Consider the following 20,184-nt stretch of genomic DNA (forward strand, 5'->3'; position numbering starts at 1 on the left):
GCACAGCCCGGCCCTTGTGACACCGCGCCTTCTGCCGTATTGCCCCGGAAACTTTGCCGAAGGGTTAACCGCATGACCGACGCGCCGAAAAAAGTCGTCCTTGCCTATTCGGGCGGGCTCGACACCTCGATCATCCTGAAATGGCTGCAGACCGAATACGGCTGCGAGGTGATCACCTTCACCGCCGACCTGGGCCAGGGCGAGGAACTGGAACCGGCGCGCCAGAAGGCCGAGTTGCTGGGCATCGCGCCCCAGAACATCCATATCGAGGATCTGCGCGAGGAATTCGTGCGCGACTTCGTCTTCCCGATGTTCCGCGCCAATGCCGTCTATGAGGGGCTGTATCTGCTGGGCACCTCGATCGCGCGGCCGCTGATTTCCAAGCGGCTGGTGGAACTGGCCCATCAGCACGGCGCCGATGCGGTGGCCCATGGCGCGACCGGCAAGGGCAACGACCAGGTGCGGTTCGAACTGTCGGCCTATGCGCTGGATCCGTCGATCAAGGTCATCGCGCCCTGGCGGCTGTGGGATCTGACCAGCCGCACCAAGCTGATCGAGTTCGCCGAACAGAACCAGATCCCCATCGCCAAGGACAAGCGCGGCGAGGCGCCCTTCAGCGTGGACGCGAACCTGCTGCACACCTCGTCCGAAGGGAAGGCTCTGGAAAACCCGGCCGAGGCCGCGCCGGATTACGTCTATCAGCGCACCGTGAACCCCGAGGATGCGCCGGATCAGCCGGAATTCGTGGAAATCACCTTCGAACGCGGCGATGCGGTGGCGATCGACGGCCAGGCCCTGTCGCCTGCCACCATCCTGACCCGCCTGAACGAACTGGGCGGCAAGCACGGCATCGGGCGGCTGGACTTCGTGGAAAACCGCTTCGTCGGCATGAAGTCGCGCGGCATCTATGAAACGCCGGGCGGCACGATCCTGCTGGAAGCCCATCGCGGGATCGAGCAGATCACGCTGGACAGCGGTTCGGGCCACCTCAAGGACAGCCTGATGCCGCGCTATGCCGAACTGATCTACAACGGCTTCTGGTTCAGCCCCGAACGCGAGATGCTGCAGGCGCTGATCGACAAGTCGCAGGAACATGTCTCGGGCACCGTGCGGCTGAAGCTCTACAAGGGGCTTGCCTCCTGCGTGGGCCGCTGGTCGGACCAGTCGCTTTACTCCGAAGCGCATGTCACCTTCGAGGATGACGCGGGCGCCTATGACCAGAAGGACGCGGCAGGCTTCATCCGCCTGAACGCGCTGCGCCTGAAGCTGGTCGCGAACCGCAACGCGCGGAACAGGTAATCCGCCCCATCATGAACCCAGGGCCGCGGCATGTCCCCGCGGCCTTTTCTTTTGCGCAGGCCTGTCCCACAGTGGCCCGGTCCAGCAGAAGGCCCGCTCCATGATTGACCGTCCCGCCCGCATCAGCATCGTCACCGTCAGCGACCGCGCCGCCCGCGGCGAATACGAGGACAAGGGCGGCCCCGGCGCCGAGGCCTGGCTGCGCGACGTGATCACCTCGCCCATGCAGATCGACCGGGTGATCGTCCCCGACGGGCGCGAGGGCGTGGCCGCGACCCTGCGCGAACTGGTCGAGAACGGCGCCGACCTGATCCTGGTCACCGGCGGCACCGGCCCCGCCCCCCGCGACCAGACGCCCGAGGCCGTGATGGACGTGGCCGAAAAGGAACTGGAGGGCTTCGGCGAGGAAATGCGCCGCGCCTCCCTGGCCGAGGTGCCGACGGCGATCCTGTCGCGGCAGACGGCGGTGATAAGGGACGCGACGCTGATCATCACCCTGCCAGGCAAGCCTGCGGCGATCGCGACCTGTTTGAATGCGGTGTTCGCAGCGGTGCCTTATTGTCTGGACCTGATTGGCGCGGCAAGGGTGGAGACGGATCCGGGGAAGGTGAAGGCGTTTCGGCCGGGGAAGGGATGAGTACTACCTAAATTTTCAGTGGTAAAGGTCACTTTGATTACCTTGCGGACGATGTTTTTTCCTGTCAGCTGCCACTTGTAGCGCGAGACGATGTTCTTGTAGCATCAATTGGAACAAGTTACCGATCAGGTTATGATGCCGATATTCGCTACATGTTCCCGGTGTTCGCTAGTCTTTGAGAGTTCATTCGCAGAGTTTTTCGGATTTAGCAGTGCCTATGTTACTTTATCTAAGAATGTTGAAAGTTGCCCCCGCTGTGGCTCTTTAGCCCGGATTGATGATGGGCTGTATCTAATTAGGGGGAGATTGGCTCAGGCGCTGTCTTCTGTTCAAAGAGAGCCCCAACTTCTTGGCATTGTCGCGTCACTTGCAAAGCAAGTAAGTGAAAATAAGTTGACGGCTGAGACTGCTCTGCGGAAAGCATCAGAAATATCACCTGATGCTGCTATTACCTTGAAAGATTGGATGCAATTTGCGCCCAGCCTTCTTATGGTCTTGCTTACTGTAGTTCAGATTTATTTATCGTATATGCAAGGAAGAGATAGTATTTCAGAAAAAGAAATGAAGCAGTATGTTGAGCAAGCTATCTCAGAGGCGCTCGGACAAAATTCGCCTTTGGAGGAAAATGTGTTAATTACTAATTCTTCCAAGAAAGTGAGCAAAATTGGAAATGCTCACACCCAAGAACAGCCCTACACAGAAAATCGTAAGGCGCGACGTGCTCAGAAGGCGAAAAGTAGGAACCAGCCTCGGGGTCAACGTTAGGCTCCAATGTTTATATCTAGCTCTTAGTAGCTGCATGTAAAATAGAATACGTTAAGGATGTGTTAATTTCACGTCCGCTAAATACTTCAACTGCAGGCACTCTCTTTGGGTGGTGCGAACTCCTCACCCCAACCACCCCACCACCATCGGCGCAATCACCGCCGTCAGCACCGCATTCAGCCCCATCCCGATCCCCGAGAACGCGCCCGCCGTCTCGTTCACCTGAAACGCCCGTGCGGTCCCGATCCCGTGCGCGGCGACGCCCACGGCGAAGCCGCGCGCGCGCCAGTCCCTCACGCGCAGCGCGTTCAACACGGGCGTCACGATGATCGCCCCGAAGATGCCGGTCAGCAGGACGAGGGCGGCGGTCAGGGTCGGCTGGCCTCCGATCCGTTCGGCGATGCCGATGGCGACGGGGGCGGTGGTGGACTTGGGGGCCAGGGATGCCAGCACCGGTTCCCCGATCCCGAAGGCGCGGGCGATCAGCAGGGCCGAGACGATCGCCACCCCGGACCCAACGAACAAGCCCGCCAGCATCGGCCAGGCGGCGCGGCGGACGCGGGGCAGGTTGTCATACAGCGGCAGCGCCAGGCAGACCGTTGCGGGGCCAAGCATGAAATGGACGAACTGCGCGCCTTCGAAGTAGGTGGCGTAATCGGTGCCGGTCGCGCCCAGCAGCGCCGCCAGCAGGGCCACCGCGATCAGCACCGGATTGGCCCAGCTTTGCCGCCGCGCCGCGCGGAACAGCGCGTCTCCGATGACATAGGCCACCAGCGTCGCGGTCAGCCACAGCAGCGGCCCCTGCGCAAGATAGGACCAGATCAGCGCCGGATCAGTCATCGCCGCGCCCTTTCAATGCCGAGGGATCGACCGTCCCCGTCCACCGCGCCACCGCCTGGAAGGCCAGGGCGCCTGCCGCGATCGCCAGAATGGTGGAGCCCATGATCGCAAGCGCAAGCCCGATGCCGTGGTCGCGCAGCACCGGCCAATGGGCCACGACACCCACGCCCGCCGGCACGAAGAACAGCGACAGATGCGACAGCAGGCCCTGGGCGGTCGGCCGAAGGCGCGCGGCAAGGGCAGGGCGCAGGATGCAGGCCGCGACCATCAGGCACAGCCCCACGACCGGGCCAGGCAGGGGCAGGTCCAGGGCGCGGGACAGGATCTCTCCGACCAGTTGAAAGGCCAGAATCAGGGACAGGGCGCTTATCATGACGCGATGCTAGCAAGAAACTGCCTGCCGACCATGCCGATCTTGTGGAAACTGCCTTGCCCTGCGCCAGATATGGGGCGGGGCTGTTGACTCGGACCCCTGTCATGCGACAATCCGCAGGGGAACAAAAGGAAACCCCCCTTGCGCTTCGACCGGCTTCGACTGAACGGATTCAAAAGCTTCGTGGACCCGACCGACCTGGTCATCCGCGAGGGGCTGACGGGCGTGGTCGGCCCGAACGGCTGCGGCAAGTCGAACCTGCTGGAGGCGCTCCGCTGGGTCATGGGCGAAAACCGCCCCACCGCCATGCGCGGCGAGGGGATGGAGGACGTGATCTTCGCCGGCACCGCCCGCCGTTCCGCCCGCGCCCATGCCGAGGTCGTGCTGACGGTGGACAATCGCGACCGGCTGGCCCCGGCGGGCTTCAACGACAACGACCAGTTCGACATCGTGCGCCGCATCACCCGTGACGCGGGGTCGGCCTACAAGATCGGCGGCAAGGATGTGCGGGCACGCGACGTGCAGATGCTGTTCGCGGATGCCTCGACCGGGGCGCACTCGCCCGCGCTGGTGCGGCAGGGGCAGATCAGCGAGTTGATCAGCGCCAAGCCCCGGTCGCGGCGCCGCATCCTTGAGGAAGCGGCGGGGATCAGCGGGCTTTACCAGCGCCGCCACGAGGCCGAACTGAAGCTGAACGCTGCGGAAGCGAACCTGACACGCGTCGATGACACGCTGGACCAGTTGTCCACCCAGGTCGTGTCGCTGACCCGGCAGGCGCGCACCGCCGCGCGATACCGAGAGATCGGCGCGGCACTGCGCCTGGCCGAGGGCGCGTTGCTTTACCGCCGCTGGTCCGAGGCCGAGGCGGCGCGCCTGGCCGCAGCCGAGGCGCTGGCCGCGGCCGTCCGCGATGCGGGCACCGCCGAGGCCGCGTCAAGGGAAGCATCGTCCCGGCGCGAGGCGGCCGAGGCTGCCCTGCCGGACCTGCGCGAGGAGGAACAGGTCGCCGCCGCGATCCTGTCGCGCCTGGGGGCCGAGCGAGAGGCCCTGGACGAGGCCGATGCCCGCGCCCTTGCGTCGATCGCCGACCTGCAGGCCCGCATCGCCCAGCTTGCCCGCGACATCGACCGGGAGGAGGCGCTGAACCGCGACGCGGGCGAGGTGGTCGAGCGACTGGCCACGGAAAAGGCGGATCTGGACAGGGCGGCAGAGGGACATGACGCCCGGCTGGATGCGGCGGCCCAGGCAGCGGAAGAGGCCGCCGAGGCCCTTCGGGAGGTCGAGGCACGACTGGCCGAACTGACCGACGAGGCGGCCCGCCTGGCCGCGCGGCATCAATCGGCCGAACGCCTGGTGGCCGATCTGCGCGCCATGCTGGAGCGGTCCGAACGTGCCAGCGCCGAGGCGCGGGAGACCGTGACCCGCGCGGCGGAAACCGGCGCGACAGCCCAGCAGGCGGTGACCGAGGCCCAGCAGGCGCAAGACCTTGCCTTGGCCCGCGTCGAGGGCGCAGAGGACGCCTTGGCCCAGGCCGAAGCCGCGCGCACGGCCGCCGAGGCCGCCGAGGCCCAGGCCCGCATCGCGCGCGCCGAGGCCGAAGGCGAATCCGGGGCGCTTGCCGCGGAAATGGCGGCGTTGCGGCGGCTGGTCGAACGCGGCGGGTCCGGCGGTCAGGCGATCCTGGACCAGGTCACGGTCGCCCAAGGATATGAAGCGGCCTTTGGCGCGGCGCTGGGGGACGACCTCAGTGCCGGGCTGGCGGCCAATGGGGCTGGCGGCTGGCATCTGCTGGCCGGATGGGACGATCCGCAGCCCTTGCCCGGCGGCGCGGCCCCCCTGGCCCCGCATGTCGCCGGTCCTGCCGTTCTGGCACGCAGGCTGTCCCAAGTCGGGCTTGTGGCGGATGCAGGGACGGCGGCGTCCATGCAGGCCGACCTGCGGCCGGGACAGCGGCTGGTGACACAAGCGGGGGATCTGTTTCGCTGGGACGGGATGCGCGTTCTTGCGGGCGAGGCTTCATCGGCCGCAGCCCTGCATCTGCAGCAGGTCAACAAGCTGGCCGAGATCACCGCCCAGGCGGAAGCGGCCACGGTCCGTGCGGAAGCCGCGATCGAGGCGCACGAGGATGCGCGCGCCACCTTGTCCGATGCGGCCGGGGCCGAAAGATCGGCGCGCGACGCGCGGCGCGATGCGGAACGGCATCTGTCGGATGCGGCGCGCGCCCTGACGCGTGCGGAATCCGACCTGTCGCTGGCCCGCAGCCGGGCCGAGGCGGCGCGCGTGGAACTGGCCCGTCATCAGGCCGATGTTGCCGACGCACGGGTCCGCCTGATCAAGGCCCAGGCCGTCCTGACGGAACTGCCCGACCCGTCCCAGGCGGCGATGGCGCTGGATCATGCCCGAACCGGGGTCGAGGCCGCGCGGATCGCCACGATGTCCCGCCGCGCCGCCCTGGACGAGTTGCGCCGCGAGGGCAGCGACCGCGCCAAGCGCCTGAACCAGATCGCCAAGGAGGAAGCCGGCTGGGCGCAGCGCCTGCATCAGGCGGGGACGCGGGCCGCCGAACTGATCGCCCGGCGCGACGACGCCCTGTCGGACCTGGCCCAGGCCGAGGAACAGCCCGCCCTGCTGGCCGATCGCCGCGCCGGCCTGCGCGACCGCGAGGCGCAGGCAACGGCGCGCCTGTCGGCCGCGCGCGAGGCGCTGTCGGTTGCCGAAGACGCTGCCCGCGCCGCTGCCCATGCCGAACGCGAGGCCGAGCGCGCCGCATCCGAGGCCCGCGAAACCCGCGCCCTGCGCGAGGCCCGGTCCGAAGCCGCGCGCGACGCAGAGGCCGCCGCCCGGCTGCGCATCCTGGAGGAGGCGGAAACCACCCCGCAGATGCTGCTGGCCTCGCTTGGCGATGAGGCGGTCGAAACGCCCGCCGCCGCGCTGGAGGACCGGATCGCGCGGCTGCGGACACAGCGCGACGGGCTTGGCGCCGTGAATCTGCGTGCCGAAGAAGACAAGCGCGAGCTTGAGGCCGAGCGCGACCGCATCGCGGCCGAGAAGTCGGACCTTGAGGAAGCCATCCGCAAGCTGCGCCTGGGCATCACCAGCCTGAACCGGGAAGGACGCGAAAGGCTGCTGGCGGCCTTTGACGCGGTGAACGCCAATTTCGCGACGCTGTTCACCACCCTTTTCGGCGGCGGAGAGGCGCGGCTGGTGCTGGTCGAATCCGACGATCCGCTGGATGCGGGGCTGGAAATCATGTGCCAGCCGCCCGGCAAGAAGCTGTCCACCCTGTCTCTGCTGTCCGGGGGGGAACAGACGCTGACCGCCATGGCGCTGATCTTTGCCGTCTTCCTGGCCAACCCCGCGCCCATCTGCGTTCTGGACGAGGTGGACGCACCGCTGGACGACGCCAATGTCAGCCGCTTCTGCGACCTGTTGGATGAAATGACGCGCCGCACCGACACGCGTTTCCTGATCATCACCCACCACGCCGTCACCATGTCGCGCATGGACCGGCTGTTCGGCGTCACCATGGTCGAGCAGGGTGTCAGCCAGCTTGTCAGCGTGGATCTGAAGCGCGCCGAGGCTCTGGTCGCCTGACGCCCGCCTTGCTACGGTGCCGCGCGAATCCAGTCCGAGGAAGACATCATGAGCATCGAAGCGACCCTGGCGGAAAAAGGCATCACCCTTCCGGCGGCCCCTGCGCCTGCGGCGAATTATGTGCCCTTTGTCCAGACCGGCAACCTGGTCTTCGTGTCGGGCCAGATCAGCCAGGATGAAGGCGGCCTGATCAAGGGCCGGTTGGGCGACGGCATGTCGGTCGAGGACGGCGCCGCCGCCGCGCGTCGCTGCGGGCTGTCGCTGATCGCGCAGCTCAAGGCCGCTGTGGGCGATCTGGACCGCGTTCGCCGCGTGGTGAAGCTGACGGGTTTCGTGAACTCCACCCCCGATTTCACGGACCAGCCAAAGGTCATCAACGGCTGTTCGGACCTGATGGTCGAGCTCTTCGGCGATGCGGGCCGCCATGCCCGCGCCGCCGTGTCCGCCGCCGCGCTGCCGCTAGGCGTCGCGGTCGAAATCGAAGCCATCTTCGAGGTCGCGTGATGGGCCTGCATCCCGCCTTCCTGACCACGCCCATCGCGCATCGTGGCCTGCATGGGCCGGGTGTCCCGGAAAACAGCCTGGCGGCGGCGCAGGCGGCCATTGACGCAGGCTATGCGATCGAACTGGACATCCAGCCTGCCAGGGACGGCACGGCTATGGTGTTTCACGATTACGACCTTGCGCGCCTGACCGGCACCCAGGGCCTGATCGCCGAATTCGATGCGGATGCCTTGGCGGCCCGTCGCCTGCTGGGCAGCGACCAGCCGGTCCCGACCCTGCGGCAGTTCCTGGATCTGGTTGCAGGCCGCGTGCCCCTGCTGATCGAGATCAAGGATCAGGACATGTCGCTTGGCCCCGATATCGGCCAGTTGCACCGGGCGGTGGCGGACGACCTGCAAGGCTATGGCGGACCGGTCGCGGTGATGTCCTTCAACCCTCATGTGGTCGCGGGTTTCCACGCCCTGGCCCCGGAGATCCCCGTGGGCCTGACCACCTGCGGATACGATGAAGCCGACTGGCCCGGCATCCCCGAGGATCGTCGCAGCCACCTGGCCGGGATCAACGATTTCGACCAGACCGGATCGTGCTTCGTGTCCCACGACAAGCGCGACCTGGGCAATGCGCGGCTGGACGCGCTGAAGGCGACGGGCGTCCCGATCCTGTGCTGGACCATCCGCAGCCCCGAGGAGGAAGCCGTTGCCCGCCGGGTGGCCGACAACATCACCTTTGAAGGATATCGTGCCGCAGGCTGAGACCGGGCAGGGGGGACTTCGCGTCCCCCATTCGCCTTCGGCTCACTCCCCCTGCGGGGTATTTGGACAAAGGAGAAAAGCCTGCGTGATTATCGGGGCGGGGCCGCTGACAAACCGGCCCTGACCACCTAGCTTGGCTGGAATGAGCACGCTGACCCTTTCCACCCATCCCGGCATCGCTTCCATCCCCGCCCAGACCTGGGACGGGCTTGGCGACGGCAATCCCTTCACCAGCCACCGCTTCCTGCTGGCCCTGGAGGAGTCCGGGTCGGTCGGCCGGGGGACCGGCTGGCAGCCCTTGCATGTCACGCTGGAAGCGGAGGGCCAGGTGGTCGGCGCCGCGCCGATCTATGCGAAATCCCACAGCCAGGGCGAATACATCTTCGATCATGCCTGGGCCGAGGCATATCAGCGCGCGGGCGGGCGCTATTATCCGAAATTGCAGGCAGCGGTGCCTTTCACCCCGGTCACGGGTGCGCGCCTGCTGACCCGTGATCCGGCCATGCGTCAGTCGCTGCTGGCCGGGATGACGCAGGTGGCCGAACGGGGCGGGGCGTCCGGCGTCCACGTCACCTTCTGCACGGAAGCCGAGGCGCAGGCTGGGGCCGGGATCGGTTTCCTGCCCCGCGTCACCCAGCAGTTCCACTGGCTGAACCGGGGCTATGGCAGCTTCGACGATTTCCTGGGGGCGCTGTCATCGCGCAAGCGCAAGGACCTGCGCAAGGAACGCGCGCGCGCGCAGGGCTTTGGCGGCACGATCCGCCACCTGACCGGCGACGACCTGAAGCCGCATCACTGGGACGCTTTCTGGGCCTTCTACCAGGACACCGGCAGCCGCAAGTGGGGGCGGCCTTACCTGACCAGGGCCTTCTTCGACTGCCTGCAGCAGACCATGCGCGACGACATCCTGCTGGTTCTTGCCGAGCGCGACGGCCAGCCCATCGCCGGGGCGCTGAACTTTCTGGGGCCAGATGCGATCTATGGCCGCTATTGGGGCTGCGTCGAGGACCACCCCTTCCTGCATTTCGAACTGTGCTATCACCAGGCCATCGACCACGCCATCGCGCAGGGCCTGTCTCGCGTCGAGGCGGGCGCCCAAGGCGAACACAAGCTGGCGCGGGGGTATGAGCCCGTCGCCACGCATTCCCTGCACTGGGTGGCGGACGAAAGTTTTCAGCACGCCCTGGCCGATTACCTGGGTCGCGAACGCGAGGCGATGGGCGAGGAGATCGAGGCGCTTGCGGACTTCACCCCCTTCCGCAAGGGCTAGGGACCGGCTTCCACCGGTCCCCTTTGGATCAGACCTTTTCCAGAAGCGCTTCGCCCGCGCTGACGCCGCACTGGCCGGGGCTGTCCTCGACGTCCAGAGCCTCGAAGGTGCCGTCCTTCAGAAGCGCGGCATAGCGTTTGGTGCGCCCGTAAAGGCCCGCAGGCGGCGCGTCGAAGTTCAGGCCAAGCGCGCGGGTCAGGCTGCCGTCGGCATCGGCCAGAACCTCGATCCCCGCGTCCTGCGCGCCGGTGGACTTGGCCCAGGCATCCGCCACGAAGGGGTCGTTGACGGTCACGCAGACGATGCGGCTGACGCCCTTGTCGCGGAAGGCGTCGGCATTGCGCACGAAGCTGGGCATGTGGGCGTTGGTGCAGGTGCCGGTGAAGGCGCCCGGCACGCCGAACAGCGCGACGCGGCCCTGGGCCAGATCGGCGGTATCGACGGCCTCGGGGCCATTGGCGCCGACGCGCAGCAGCGTGCCTTGGGGCAGCTTGTCTCCGACGGTGATGGTCATGCGGTTTCTCCTGAATTGCAACGGATTCGCCGCGACTATAGGGTGCGGGCCGATGACAGGCCAGCGGGCCGCAACGGGCAGGAATGGCCATGAAGATCGTGATCGTGGGTGCAGGGCAAGCAGCGGCGTCGATGTCCGCCCGGCTGCGCGCCAAGGGCCATGACGGGGAAATCACCCTGATCGGGTCCGAACCCGTGGCCCCCTATCAACGCCCGCCGCTGTCCAAGGCCTATCTGCTGGGCCAGATGGGGCTGGATCGCCTGGCGCTGCGGTCGCCCGAATGGTGGGTGGACCAGGACATCACCCTTCGGCTGGGCGATTCCGCAACCGCCATCGACCCAGTCCGGCGGGTGGTCGCAACGGACAAGGGAGAGGTGGGTTACGATGCGCTTGCCCTGACGCTGGGCGCGTCGGCGCGTCGCCTGCCTGCCGCGATGGGGGGCGAACTGCCCGGCGTCCATGTCATCCGCAACCTGGCCGACGTGGACGCCATGGCCCCGCAGATGCAGGGGGGGCGCCGCCTGATCGTGATCGGCGGCGGCTATATCGGGCTGGAGGCCGCGGCCGTCGCGCGCAAACTGGATCTGTCCGTCACGGTGATCGAGGCTGCGCCGCGCATCCTGGGCCGGGTCGCGGCGGCTGAGACCGCCGACATGATCCGCGCATTGCATCTTTCCCATGGGGTAGAGGTTCTGGAAGGCACAGGCATCTCTCGCATCACCGGCACCGACCACGCCAGCGGCGTCGCGCTGAACGACGGGCGGGAACTGCCGGCAGACCTGATCGTCACCGGCATCGGCGTGCTGCCGGAAACGGCCTTGGCCCAGACCGCCGGGCTGGCACTGGACAACGGGATCGCCACCGACGTGATGGGCCGGACCTCGGACCCCGCCATCTGGGCGGCAGGCGACTGCGCCAGCTTCCCCTGGCAGGGCAACCGCCTGCGGCTGGAAAGCGTCGGCAATGCCATCGACATGGCCGAGGCTGTGGCCGACAACATCCTGGGGGCGGACAGGCCCTATCATCCGAAGCCGTGGTTCTGGTCGGACCAGTTCGATGCCAAGCTGCAGATCGCGGGGCTTGGCACCGGCCATGACCGGATCGTCAAGCGCCCAGGCGATGGCCAGCATGGCGGGTCCGTCTGGTATTACCGCGACAATCGCCTGATCGCCGTCGATGCGTTGAACGACGCCCGCGCCTACATGATCGGCAAGCGCCTGATCGAGGCGGGTCGCAGCCCCGATCCCGACGCCATCGCAACAACAATCGACCTCAAGGCGCTGCTCGCATGATGCTTCTTCGTTGTCCAAATACCCTGGGGGGCACGGGGGGCAAAGCCCCCCGCCGCCGCGGGACGCAGGCATGAGGATCGTCGGCGGCACCCTGCGCGGGCTGAAGCTGGCGGATGTCGGGACGGGCGATGCCGCAGCCCATCTTCGCCCCACCTCCGACCGGGTCCGGGAAGCGATCTTCAACCTGCTGGTCAACGGCACGCATGGAAACCCGATCCCCGGCGCACGGGTGCTGGACCTGTTCGCCGGCACCGGCGCCCTGGGGATCGAGGCGCTGTCGCGGGGCGCGGCCCATGCCGTCCTTGTCGATGACGGCGCCAAGGCGCAGGCCCTGATCCGCAGCAATATCGCCAAGGCACGGCTGGGCGATGCCACCACGTTGCTGCGGCAGGACGCGGCGCGTCTGGGCGCCAATCGCGATTTGCCCTTCGATCTGGTCTTTCTGGACCCCCCCTATGCGAAGGGCCTGGGGGAACGGGCCGTCGCCTCGGCCCTGGCAGGCGGCTGGATCGCCCCCGGTGCCGTCGTGGTATGGGAGGAAAGCCGCCCGCCGCTGGTTCCCGTTCCCCTGGCCGTCATAGACCAACGGCGCTATGGCGACACGCTGGTCACCCTGGCCCGTGCGCCCGAGGCATAGGGTCGCACTGTCGCGGAAGTGATGCCTGCCCGCTTCCCCGGGCGCCCCGTTTGCGCCAGCCTGCGGGACAACTGCAAAAGGAGGTTTCGATGAGCGCATCCATCCGCCGGGGCTTCGGCCTTTCCCCGATCCTGTTCGCCCTGGCCTTTGGCGCCTATGCGCAGGACGACCATGCCGGCCATGGCGCAGGGGGCGATGCCGCCCAAGCCTATCAGTCGGTCATGGAAAAGATGCACGCCGACATGCCGATGGAATCCACGGGCGATGCGGATGTCGATTTCGTGCGCGGCATGATCCCGCATCACCAGGCGGCCATCGACATGGCCCGTGTCGCGCTGGAACATGGCGACGACCCCGAAATCCGCAAGCTGGCCGAGGAGGTCATCGCGGCGCAAGAGGCCGAGATCCAAGTGATGCGCGACTGGCTGAAGCAGCACGGGCACGAAGAATAAGGACCGTCATCAGCGGTGGTGAAGGTTTCTGCCTTCTCCACCGCAATTCATTGCAGGCTACGGTCCCCTACGGACTGGCTTCGTTTTTTCCTTTGATGAGCTTACGCCGGTTCCGCCAGCACCCGCGCCGCGGCGTCCAGTCCGCCCGGCCCGTGCGGGATGCCAAGCGCCGTCATCCCCGCCTGCATGGCGCCAAGCGCCGCCAGGATCATCCCGGCATTGGCGTGCCCCATATGCGCCACCCGCAGCGCGTTTTCCGGCTGCTCGGCCCCTAGGCCCACGCCCAGCGTCACGCCGCAATGCGCCATCGTCCAGGCCCGCAATGCGTCCGCCCCTGGCACGACCATCGCCGTGACGGATGATGCGCGCGCGGCCGGATCGTCCACCGACAGGCGGATGCCCGTGCCACCCTGGCCCCATTCGTCGGCGGCGGCCCAGACGGCGCGGGCCAGGGCCGCGTGGCGTGCCCAGACGGCGAACAGCCCTTCCTCGTCCAGGATCATCCGCAACGCCTCGTCCAGGCCGAAGATCTGCTGGACGGGGGGCGTGCCGCCCCAGAACCGCCACAGCGCCTCGGCATTCGCGCGGGCGTGCCAATCCCAGTAGGGCGTCGTCAGCCGCGTCCGGCCCCGCGCCGCCGCCTTGTCGGAATACCAGACAAAGCAGGTGCCGGGCGGGCACATCATGCCCTTCTGGCTGGCCGCGATCAGCACATCGACGCCCCAGTCGTCCATCATCATCGGCGCGCAGCCCAGCGACGCGATGGAGTCCACCACCAGCAGGGCCGGGTGATCGCCCATGGCGTCGCGCAGGGCCGGGATGTCGGCCATGATCCCGGTCGCGGTATCGATCTGGCAGACCATCACCGCCTTGATCGCGCCCGCCGCGTCCTGGGCCAGCCGGGCCGCCAGCATGTCGGGGTCGGGGGGCAGGCTGCCGAAATCCAGCCGCTCGACGGCGACGCCCATCTGCTCCATCTGCTGCGCCCAGGACCGGCCGAAATGGCCCGAGGTCAGCGCCAGGGCCTGGTCGCCCGGATTGAACAGGTTGGCGCCCGCAGCCTCCCAGGCGGCATGGCCGTTGCCGATATAGGGGGCCAGATGCGCCTGGGTGCCCGCCAGGCGCTTCAGTTGCGCCATGACCGACAGGTTCAGTTCGGCCAGTTCCTCGCCATAGATGTCGGGCGAGGCGCGGTGACCCGCGCGCAGCACGCGATCCGGCACGGGCGAGGGACCGGGAATGGCGATCACGGGGCGACCAGCGGCAAGACTCATGGCGGTTACATGTCCTTCACATCCTGCAAGATCGCTAGTGCCCGCGCGGGCCAAGGTCAACGGTCCGCTGCCTTGCCGTTGCGGCCCGCGTCGGGCTAAGGCTGGGCGGACAAGCGAAAGGCCTCGCCACCCGTGACAGACAGCCACCATCCCGCCGCCCTGACCCTGCTGCGCCGGTTCTGGACCGACTATCTGCGCGTCCATCGCCGCAGCATGGCGGGCGCCTTCCTGCTGATGACGGCCGAAGGGTCCACGCTGGCCCTGATTTCCTGGATGCTGAAGCCGCTGTTCGACCGCGTCTTCGTGGGCAAGGAAACGGGCGCGATCTGGTGGGTGGGCGGCGCGATCATGGGGATCTTCCTGCTACGCGCAGTTGCCCTGGTGGCAAGCCGGTCGCTGTTGTCGCGGATTTCGCTGGGCATCTCGACCACCATGCAGCGCGATCTGCTGGCGCATGTGATGACGCTGGACGGGCGGTTCTTCCAGCAGAATTCCCCCGGCGCCATGATCGAGCGGATCCAGGGCGACACCATCGCCGTGCAGGGCGTCTGGGCCACGCTGATCACCAGTGCCACGCGGGACGCGATATCGCTGGTCATGCTGTTCGCGGTGGCGGTCACCATCGACCCGCAATGGACGCTGGCGGCGCTGATCGGCGCGCCGATCCTGATCGCGCCCGCCGCGTTGGTGCAACGCTACATCCGCCGCAAGGTGCGCCAGAACCGCACCGACGCCAGCGCCCGCGCCACCCGCCTGGACGAGGTGATGCACGGCATCGTGTCGATCAAGCTGAACCGGGCCGAGGCGCACCAGACCGAACGCTTTGCCCGGATCACCGACCGCATCCAGACGTCCCAAGTCAAGGTCGCCGCGATGGGCAGCCTTGTCCCCGCGCTGACCGATATCGTGACCGGGCTCGGCTTCGTGGCCGTTCTGGCGCTTGGCGGGCGCGAGGTGATGGAGGGGACGCGCAGCATCGGCGACTTCATGTCCTTCTTCACCGCCCTGGCGCTGGCCTTTCAGCCGATGCGTCGCCTTGGCGGGCTGGCGGGCGCGTGGCAGACCGCCGCCGCCAGCCTTGAACGGGTTTATCAGGTCATCGACACCAAGCCGCGCATCCTGTCGGGCGGGCGGGTTCAGCCGCCGTCCGACACCACGATCCGGCTGGACGACGTCTGGCTGACCTATGACGACAAGCCCGTCCTGCAGGGCCTGGGCTTCGTGGCCGAGGCGGGCCAGACCACCGCGCTTGTGGGGCCATCGGGTGCGGGCAAGTCCACGGTCTTCAACCTGCTGACCCGGATGGTCGATCCCGACCGCGGCAGCGTGACCCTGGGCGGCGTCCCGATCCGGGATTTCGACCTGGCCGTGCTGCGCGATCAGTTTTCGACGGTGTCCCAGGAATCGGCGCTGTTCGACGAATCCCTGCGCGACAACATCCTGATGGGCCGGCCCGAAGCGGATGACGCGGCGCTGCTGCGCGCGATGCAGGCGGCCCATGTCAGCGACTTCGTTTCCGCCCTGCCCAAGGGCCTCGACAGCCCGGCAGGGCCGCGCGGAACGGCGCTGTCGGGTGGACAGCGCCAGCGCATCGGCATCGCCCGCGCCATCCTGCGGGATTCGCCCGTCCTGCTGCTGGACGAGGCGACAAGCGCCCTGGACACCGCCAGCGAAAGGCTGGTCCAGGCCGCGCTGGAGACGCTGTCGCAGGGGCGCACGACGCTGGTCATCGCGCACCGCCTTTCCACCATCCGCAACGCCGACAAGATCGTGGTGATCGAACAGGGCAGGGTTGTCGAACAAGGCAGCCATGCACAGTTGATGGCCCAAGGGGGCGCCTATGCGCGCCTTGTCGCCCTGCAATTCGGAGAGAACCCATGACCCGCCAGATCATCCGCATTACCGGCGAGGACCGCGTGGATTTCCTGCAAGGCCTGGTCAGCAACGACGTGCGTCGCGCCCCCTGCTGGGCCGCGCTGCTGACGCCGCAGGGCAAGTATCTGGCCGATTTCCTGATCGTTCCCGATCGCGACGCGCTGTTGATCGACGTGGACGCGCGGCTGGCCGATGATCTGGTCCGGCGGCTGGGGATGTACAAGCTGCGGTCCAAGGTCGCGATCGAGGTTACGGACATGACGGTCGGCCGCGGCACCGGGCCCGCGCCGGACAGGGCGATCGCCGACCCGCGCCATTCCGCGCTTGGCTGGCGGCTTTATGGCGGGGCGGGTGATGACGGGACCGATTTCGACGCCATCCGGGTCGAACACATCATCCCGGAAACCTTGGTCGAACTGATCCCGAACGAGACCTTCATCCTCGAGGCCGGGTTCGAACGCCTGCACGGCGTCGATTTCCGCAAGGGCTGCTATGTGGGCCAAGAGGTGACGGCCCGCATGAAGCACAAGACCGAGTTGCGCAAGGGCCTGGCGCGCCTGCGGATCGAGGGCGAGGCCCCCGTCGGCACGCCGATCACGGCGGACGGGAAAGAGGTCGGGACCCTGTTCACCCAGTCGGGCGGCCATGCCCTGGCGCATGTCCGTTTCGACCGCCTTGGGCCGGACATGCAGGCGGGCGCGGCGCGTCTGGCGGCGATCTAGGCCAGCTTGCGGATCGGGTCGCCCAGGGCGACCTTTCCGTCCTGCTCGATGGAACAAAGGATGCCGCGCAGGCGCAGTTCGGGATGGCCGGGGGCGGTGATCCAGTCCTTCGCAGCCTGGCCATAGCGGACCTTCCACTTGACGCAGCCGTCGTTGAAGACATCCGACACCCGCAGCACGGCCGTGCCGACCTGCAGCAGCGTGCCTGCGGGCAGGTTCGCTTCGCTGGTGTCCAGGTCGCAGATGATCGTGTCGCCGGGATGAAGGGTATTCTCGCGGTCCAGCCAGACGGCATCCATCACCCGGCGCGGCAGGATCGAGACCTGGATCCGCGGGTCGGGCGATCCGTCGGGCAGCTTCAGCCAGGGCGCGGTCATCCAGCGTTCGCCCGGGATGCCCTCGGCCCGCGTAAGGGTCAGTCGGTCGGGAAAGGTCCGCTGGTTGAAGCCGGGGCGAAAGCACAGGCAGTCGGCCCGGGCATCGTCCTTGGGCGCAGCCAGCACATGGGGCAACGCGCGGGCCAGATCGCCAAGGGTGGCGTGAATGGGCGTCATGGCGGGCCGGTCCTTGATGGAAAACGCCCCGGTTCGGGCCGGGGCGCATCGGGCGGAAATCAGGCCCGTTCGCTGTATTCGAAGGCCTCGGTGTTGACGATGATCTTCTCGCCCTCGCCCACGAAGGGCGGGATCATGATGCGCACGCCGTTGTCCAGGATGGCGGGCTTGTAGCTGTTGGCCGCAGTCTGGCCCTTCACGACCGGCTCGGTTTCCGACACGGTGCAGGTCACCTTCTGCGGGATCGACACCGACAAGGCTTCCTCGCCATAGTATTCGATGGTGGCGGTCATGCCGTCCTGCAGGAAGGGACGGCGGTCGCCCAGCAGGTCCGCGTCCAGTTCGGTCTGCTCGAAGGTCTCGCTGTCCATGAAGACCAGCTTGCCGTCGGATTCATACAGGAACTGCTGGTCCTTCTGTTCCAGGCGGACCTGTTCGACCTTGTCTTCGCTGCGGAAGCGTTCGTTCAGCTTGCGGCCGTCGCGCAGGTTCTTCAGTTCGACCTGGGCGAAGGCGCCGCCCTTGCCGGGCTTGACATGGCTGACCTTCACGGCGGCCCACAGGCCCCCGTCATGCTCCAGCACGTTGCCGGGGCGGATTTCGTTGCCGTTGATCTTGGGCATGGAAAACTCTTTGCGATTCGGGAAATTCCCGCCGTCCATGTTGAACGGCGCTGTGCCGCCCCTATATCGGGACCTTGTGTCCGAGGCAACCAAATCGGTTTTGCCGGGTTGTCAAGGCACGAACCGGGCCGAACCCGGTTTAACCATGGGCCGTAATTACAGATTTCACCTGTTTTTTACACGACATGCAGTATCTGCATGGGAGGTATGCGGCCAGAGGAATATCGAATCGGCGGGCAACTGGGCTAAGCAGCAGCACCGTCAGAGAAACGGAAACAATAACGATGGGTTGGCATGATGCCGCCCACACGGCTGCTTTGCCCTTGCAGCCCAGAAGATGGACGAATGGTATGCGCGATTTTGTTGACGGATCGGCTTTCAACTTTGAGCAGGGCCAGCGGGCCCGCAAGCTTTTTGCCGCGGTGGTTCTGGCTGCGCTGGATGATGCCATCGCCGACGACAAGAAATATGGTAACGGCCCCGAACAGATTGCCCGCTGGGCGCGGTCGCGCGACGGCCGAGAGGTTCTGTCCTGCGCGGGCATCGACCCCAACGAGCGCGTCGTGAAGGGCTTGATGGAATTCGTGTCCAAGGGCGTGCGCACCTCCGTCGCGCTGTCGCGCGAGGAAAGCGAACGCCGCATGGCCGCCGAGGCCGAGGAAGCCGAGGCCGCTTGACCGGCCCCACATCGGATGGAAAAGCCGCCCACCCGGGCGGCTTTACTGTTTTCAGGGATCCGCATGTTTCCGTGACCCAGGCGAAGACTGCCAGCGATGCGGGGCCGTCAAAGCCGCGTGATGATCCGTTCGCCATAAAAGCGCTCCACATCCTCGGCCCGGCACAGGTCCGTGGCGGGCGTCATCACGGCGGCGGATGCGGCGGCGGCGCCAAGGGCCAGGGCCTCCTGGACCGGCCAGTCGCGCGCCATGGCCAGGACGAAGCCTGCCACGAAGCTGTCGCCCGCCCCGACCGCGCTGACGACCTTGACGGGGGCCGATGCGGCGTGCCAGGCGCCATCCGCCCCGGCGATGACCGAACCGTCGGCGCCGCGCGCCACGATCACTGAACGCGCTGCGCCGTCCCTGACCAGCCCGGCCGCGAAATCCGCGCTGTCGGTGCGCAGGGGCAGGGGACGGCCTGCCAGCTCCTCGGCCTCGTGGCTGTCCATGCGCAGCACATCGACGGGGGTCGATGATCCCGCCAGCACCCGCAATGCCTCGCCCGAGGTATCGACCAGCAGCCTTGCCCCGCTGTTCTTCAGCCGGACGGTCAGCATCTGTTCGAACCCGGCCGGAACGCCCGGCGGGTTCGATCCCGACACGACCACCCAGCCCCCCGCCTGCGCGTTTTCGGCGATGGCCTGGGTCATGTCGGCCACATGGGCCTTGTGCCATTCCGGCCCCGGCAGGACAAAGCGGAACTGCTTGCCGGTCACGCGGTCAGTCACGGCCAGCGACTGCCGCGTCTCGCCCGGGGCGGTCAGGCGCACCAGGGACAGCCCGTCGGCCTTCAGCATCTCGGCGATGCGCGTCCCCGTGGCCCCGCCAAGCGCCACCATCGCGGTCGATTGCCCGCCCATATGCCCGATCGCACGGCTGACATTGATGCCGCCGCCGCCCGGATCGGCCACCGGCTTGTCGCAGCGCAGCTTCAGTTCCGGGCGCACCTCGTCCGCCGCCGTGGAGAGATCCAGCGCCGGGTTCAGCGTCACCGTCAGGATCGGCGCCTGCGGGGTCATTCCCACCACCGGTCGATGCTGGCGATGTCGTCGTCGGACCAGCCGAAGTGATGGGCCATCTCGTGCGTGACGACATGGCCCACCAGCTCGGCCAATGTCACATTGCCGCGCGATGCCCATTCGTCCAGCAGCGGCCGGCGATACAGCCAGATGATGTCGGGCTGCGCAGGCTGGTCGGACACCGACTTTTCCGTCAGGGGGATGCCGTCATAGATGCCGGTCAGTTCGAACGGATCGTCGATCTGCAGTTCGTCCAGAACCTCCTCGGGCGCGAACTCGGCCACATGGATCGTGATCCCTTCGGCATGGGTGGCGAATTCGGGGGGCAGGGCGGCCAGTGCATCGCGCGCCATCGCCTCGATCCGAGCCGCATCGGGTGCGGTCAGGGTGGTCCAGTCGGTCATCCGCTTCTCCTGCATGGTGGCCCTGATATGGACAAGAATCGCCGTCTGTGAAAGAGCAAGGCGAA

21 protein-coding genes are annotated in these 20,184 nt (G+C 67.2%); 13 read left to right on the forward strand and 8 right to left on the reverse strand.

Annotation, left to right across the window (positions count from 1 at the left end):
* The first annotated feature begins 72 nt into the window (after positions 1-72).
* From CK944_RS06320 to CK944_RS22845, 3 genes are all read left to right on the forward strand, one after another.
* Positions 73-1,299: an argininosuccinate synthase gene (locus CK944_RS06320; RefSeq protein ID WP_103172205.1), complete on the forward strand. Its 1,227-nt coding sequence runs from the start codon at positions 73-75 to the stop codon at positions 1,297-1,299.
* A 100-nt stretch (positions 1,300-1,399) separates the two neighbouring features.
* Complete coding sequence (gene mog, locus CK944_RS06325) at positions 1,400-1,936, forward strand: molybdopterin adenylyltransferase (RefSeq protein WP_103172206.1); 537 nt, start codon at positions 1,400-1,402, stop codon at positions 1,934-1,936.
* Between the two features lie 306 nt (positions 1,937-2,242).
* Complete coding sequence (locus tag CK944_RS22845) at positions 2,243-2,701, forward strand: hypothetical protein (RefSeq protein ID WP_146038613.1); 459 nt, start codon at positions 2,243-2,245, stop codon at positions 2,699-2,701.
* A 123-nt stretch (positions 2,702-2,824) separates the two neighbouring features.
* Here the strand turns inward: CK944_RS22845 and CK944_RS06330 are convergent, their stop codons facing one another.
* A complete protein-coding gene (locus tag CK944_RS06330) occupies positions 2,825-3,541 on the reverse strand; it encodes an LrgB family protein (RefSeq protein ID WP_103172207.1) in 717 nt (238 codons plus the stop codon).
* The gene (locus tag CK944_RS06335; RefSeq protein ID WP_103172208.1) at positions 3,534-3,914 is read right to left on the reverse strand and encodes a CidA/LrgA family protein; all 381 of its coding nucleotides are present in this window, start codon (positions 3,912-3,914) and stop codon (positions 3,534-3,536) included. Before CK944_RS06335 ends, CK944_RS06330 begins: the two co-directional genes overlap by 8 nt.
* Positions 3,915-4,055: 141 nt before the next feature.
* Between CK944_RS06335 and CK944_RS06340 the strand changes: the two genes are divergently transcribed.
* From CK944_RS06340 to CK944_RS06355, 4 genes are all read left to right on the forward strand, one after another.
* Complete coding sequence (locus CK944_RS06340; RefSeq protein WP_103172209.1) at positions 4,056-7,508, forward strand: chromosome segregation SMC family protein; 3,453 nt, start codon at positions 4,056-4,058, stop codon at positions 7,506-7,508.
* A gap of 48 nt (positions 7,509-7,556) precedes the next feature.
* Positions 7,557-8,012 carry a RidA family protein gene (locus CK944_RS06345; RefSeq protein WP_103172210.1) on the forward strand — a complete coding sequence of 152 codons (456 nt, stop codon included), beginning with the start codon at positions 7,557-7,559 and terminating at the stop codon, positions 8,010-8,012.
* The gene (locus CK944_RS06350; protein ID WP_103172211.1) at positions 8,012-8,764 is read left to right on the forward strand and encodes a glycerophosphodiester phosphodiesterase family protein; all 753 of its coding nucleotides are present in this window, start codon (positions 8,012-8,014) and stop codon (positions 8,762-8,764) included. Before CK944_RS06345 ends, CK944_RS06350 begins: the two co-directional genes overlap by 1 nt.
* 142 nt (positions 8,765-8,906) lie before the next feature.
* Complete coding sequence (locus CK944_RS06355) at positions 8,907-10,034, forward strand: GNAT family N-acetyltransferase (protein WP_103172212.1); 1,128 nt, start codon at positions 8,907-8,909, stop codon at positions 10,032-10,034.
* Between the two features lie 28 nt (positions 10,035-10,062).
* On the opposite strand, the gene CK944_RS06360 is transcribed toward CK944_RS06355, so the two are convergent.
* Positions 10,063-10,548, reverse strand: a complete 486-nt coding sequence (locus CK944_RS06360) for a peroxiredoxin (RefSeq protein WP_103172213.1) — start codon at positions 10,546-10,548, stop codon at positions 10,063-10,065.
* An 89-nt stretch (positions 10,549-10,637) separates the two neighbouring features.
* Between CK944_RS06360 and CK944_RS06365 the strand changes: the two genes are divergently transcribed.
* From CK944_RS06365 to CK944_RS06375, 3 genes are all read left to right on the forward strand, one after another.
* A complete protein-coding gene (locus tag CK944_RS06365; RefSeq protein WP_103172310.1) occupies positions 10,638-11,840 on the forward strand; it encodes an NAD(P)/FAD-dependent oxidoreductase in 1,203 nt (400 codons plus the stop codon).
* Between the two features lie 70 nt (positions 11,841-11,910).
* The gene (gene rsmD / locus CK944_RS06370; protein WP_103172214.1) at positions 11,911-12,477 is read left to right on the forward strand and encodes a 16S rRNA (guanine(966)-N(2))-methyltransferase RsmD; all 567 of its coding nucleotides are present in this window, start codon (positions 11,911-11,913) and stop codon (positions 12,475-12,477) included.
* A gap of 89 nt (positions 12,478-12,566) precedes the next feature.
* Positions 12,567-12,929, forward strand: a complete 363-nt coding sequence (locus CK944_RS06375) for a DUF305 domain-containing protein (protein ID WP_103172215.1) — start codon at positions 12,567-12,569, stop codon at positions 12,927-12,929.
* A 101-nt stretch (positions 12,930-13,030) separates the two neighbouring features.
* Here CK944_RS06375 and CK944_RS06380 read toward each other — a convergent pair whose 3' ends face one another.
* On the reverse strand, positions 13,031-14,203 hold the full coding sequence (locus CK944_RS06380) for an alanine--glyoxylate aminotransferase family protein (RefSeq protein WP_103172216.1): 1,173 nt from the start codon (positions 14,201-14,203) through the stop codon (positions 13,031-13,033).
* 213 nt (positions 14,204-14,416) lie between these two features.
* On the opposite strand from CK944_RS06380, the gene CK944_RS06385 reads away from it, so the two are divergent.
* Together CK944_RS06385 and CK944_RS06390 are read left to right on the forward strand one after the other, a co-directional pair.
* Positions 14,417-16,084, forward strand: coding sequence for an ABC transporter ATP-binding protein (locus tag CK944_RS06385; protein ID WP_103172311.1), 1,668 nt, complete (start codon positions 14,417-14,419; stop codon positions 16,082-16,084).
* On the forward strand, positions 16,081-16,800 hold the full coding sequence (locus CK944_RS06390) for a folate-binding protein YgfZ (RefSeq protein ID WP_103172217.1): 720 nt from the start codon (positions 16,081-16,083) through the stop codon (positions 16,798-16,800). The genes CK944_RS06385 and CK944_RS06390 overlap by 4 nt, the downstream gene beginning before the upstream one ends.
* Here CK944_RS06390 and CK944_RS06395 read toward each other — a convergent pair.
* Positions 16,797-17,354 (reverse strand): hypothetical protein, encoded by a 558-nt coding sequence (locus CK944_RS06395; RefSeq protein WP_103172218.1) that lies wholly within the window; start codon positions 17,352-17,354, stop codon positions 16,797-16,799. The genes CK944_RS06390 and CK944_RS06395 overlap by 4 nt on opposite strands.
* Positions 17,355-17,413: 59 nt before the next feature.
* Positions 17,414-17,977: an elongation factor P gene (gene efp / locus CK944_RS06400; protein ID WP_103172219.1), complete on the reverse strand. Its 564-nt coding sequence runs from the start codon at positions 17,975-17,977 to the stop codon at positions 17,414-17,416.
* A gap of 350 nt (positions 17,978-18,327) precedes the next feature.
* Here efp and CK944_RS06405 point away from each other — a divergent pair, with 350 nt between their 5' ends.
* Positions 18,328-18,654 carry a DUF6280 family protein gene (locus tag CK944_RS06405; RefSeq protein WP_042251710.1) on the forward strand — a complete coding sequence of 109 codons (327 nt, stop codon included), beginning with the start codon at positions 18,328-18,330 and terminating at the stop codon, positions 18,652-18,654.
* 107 nt (positions 18,655-18,761) lie between these two features.
* Here CK944_RS06405 and CK944_RS06410 read toward each other — a convergent pair whose 3' ends face one another.
* Positions 18,762-19,715, reverse strand: a complete 954-nt coding sequence (locus CK944_RS06410; protein ID WP_103172220.1) for a 1-phosphofructokinase family hexose kinase — start codon at positions 19,713-19,715, stop codon at positions 18,762-18,764.
* Complete coding sequence (locus tag CK944_RS06415; RefSeq protein WP_103172221.1) at positions 19,712-20,119, reverse strand: metallopeptidase family protein; 408 nt, start codon at positions 20,117-20,119, stop codon at positions 19,712-19,714. Before CK944_RS06415 ends, CK944_RS06410 begins: the two co-directional genes overlap by 4 nt.
* Between the last annotated feature and the right edge of the window lie 65 nt (positions 20,120-20,184).

This window comes from Paracoccus sp. SY (assembly GCF_002901215.1).
Taxonomy (GTDB): Bacteria; Pseudomonadota; Alphaproteobacteria; order Rhodobacterales; family Rhodobacteraceae; genus Paracoccus; species Paracoccus acridae.

Excerpts from the sequence above, each read along its gene's own strand:
- CK944_RS06320 (WP_103172205.1), top strand. The coding sequence starts at position 73 with ATGACCGACGCGCCGAAAAAAGTCGTCCTTGCCTATTCGGGCGGGCTC.
- CK944_RS06415 (WP_103172221.1), bottom strand. The coding sequence starts at position 20,119 with ATGACCGACTGGACCACCCTGACCGCACCCGATGCGGCTCGGATCGAG.
- rsmD (WP_103172214.1), top strand. The coding sequence starts at position 11,911 with ATGAGGATCGTCGGCGGCACCCTGCGCGGGCTGAAGCTGGCGGATGTC.
- CK944_RS06355 (WP_103172212.1), top strand. The coding sequence starts at position 8,907 with ATGAGCACGCTGACCCTTTCCACCCATCCCGGCATCGCTTCCATCCCC.
- CK944_RS06330 (WP_103172207.1), bottom strand. The coding sequence starts at position 3,541 with ATGACTGATCCGGCGCTGATCTGGTCCTATCTTGCGCAGGGGCCGCTG.
- CK944_RS06360 (WP_103172213.1), bottom strand. The coding sequence starts at position 10,548 with ATGACCATCACCGTCGGAGACAAGCTGCCCCAAGGCACGCTGCTGCGC.
- CK944_RS06385 (WP_103172311.1), top strand. The coding sequence starts at position 14,417 with ATGGCGGGCGCCTTCCTGCTGATGACGGCCGAAGGGTCCACGCTGGCC.
- efp (WP_103172219.1), bottom strand. The coding sequence starts at position 17,977 with ATGCCCAAGATCAACGGCAACGAAATCCGCCCCGGCAACGTGCTGGAG.
- CK944_RS06350 (WP_103172211.1), top strand. The coding sequence starts at position 8,012 with ATGGGCCTGCATCCCGCCTTCCTGACCACGCCCATCGCGCATCGTGGC.
- CK944_RS06335 (WP_103172208.1), bottom strand. The coding sequence starts at position 3,914 with ATGATAAGCGCCCTGTCCCTGATTCTGGCCTTTCAACTGGTCGGAGAG.
- CK944_RS06390 (WP_103172217.1), top strand. The coding sequence starts at position 16,081 with ATGACCCGCCAGATCATCCGCATTACCGGCGAGGACCGCGTGGATTTC.
- CK944_RS06375 (WP_103172215.1), top strand. The coding sequence starts at position 12,567 with ATGAGCGCATCCATCCGCCGGGGCTTCGGCCTTTCCCCGATCCTGTTC.
- CK944_RS06405 (WP_042251710.1), top strand. The coding sequence starts at position 18,328 with ATGCGCGATTTTGTTGACGGATCGGCTTTCAACTTTGAGCAGGGCCAG.
- CK944_RS06380 (WP_103172216.1), bottom strand. The coding sequence starts at position 14,203 with ATGAGTCTTGCCGCTGGTCGCCCCGTGATCGCCATTCCCGGTCCCTCG.
- CK944_RS06395 (WP_103172218.1), bottom strand. The coding sequence starts at position 17,354 with ATGACGCCCATTCACGCCACCCTTGGCGATCTGGCCCGCGCGTTGCCC.
- mog (WP_103172206.1), top strand. The coding sequence starts at position 1,400 with ATGATTGACCGTCCCGCCCGCATCAGCATCGTCACCGTCAGCGACCGC.
- CK944_RS06365 (WP_103172310.1), top strand. The coding sequence starts at position 10,638 with ATGAAGATCGTGATCGTGGGTGCAGGGCAAGCAGCGGCGTCGATGTCC.
- CK944_RS06345 (WP_103172210.1), top strand. The coding sequence starts at position 7,557 with ATGAGCATCGAAGCGACCCTGGCGGAAAAAGGCATCACCCTTCCGGCG.
- CK944_RS06410 (WP_103172220.1), bottom strand. The coding sequence starts at position 19,715 with ATGACCCCGCAGGCGCCGATCCTGACGGTGACGCTGAACCCGGCGCTG.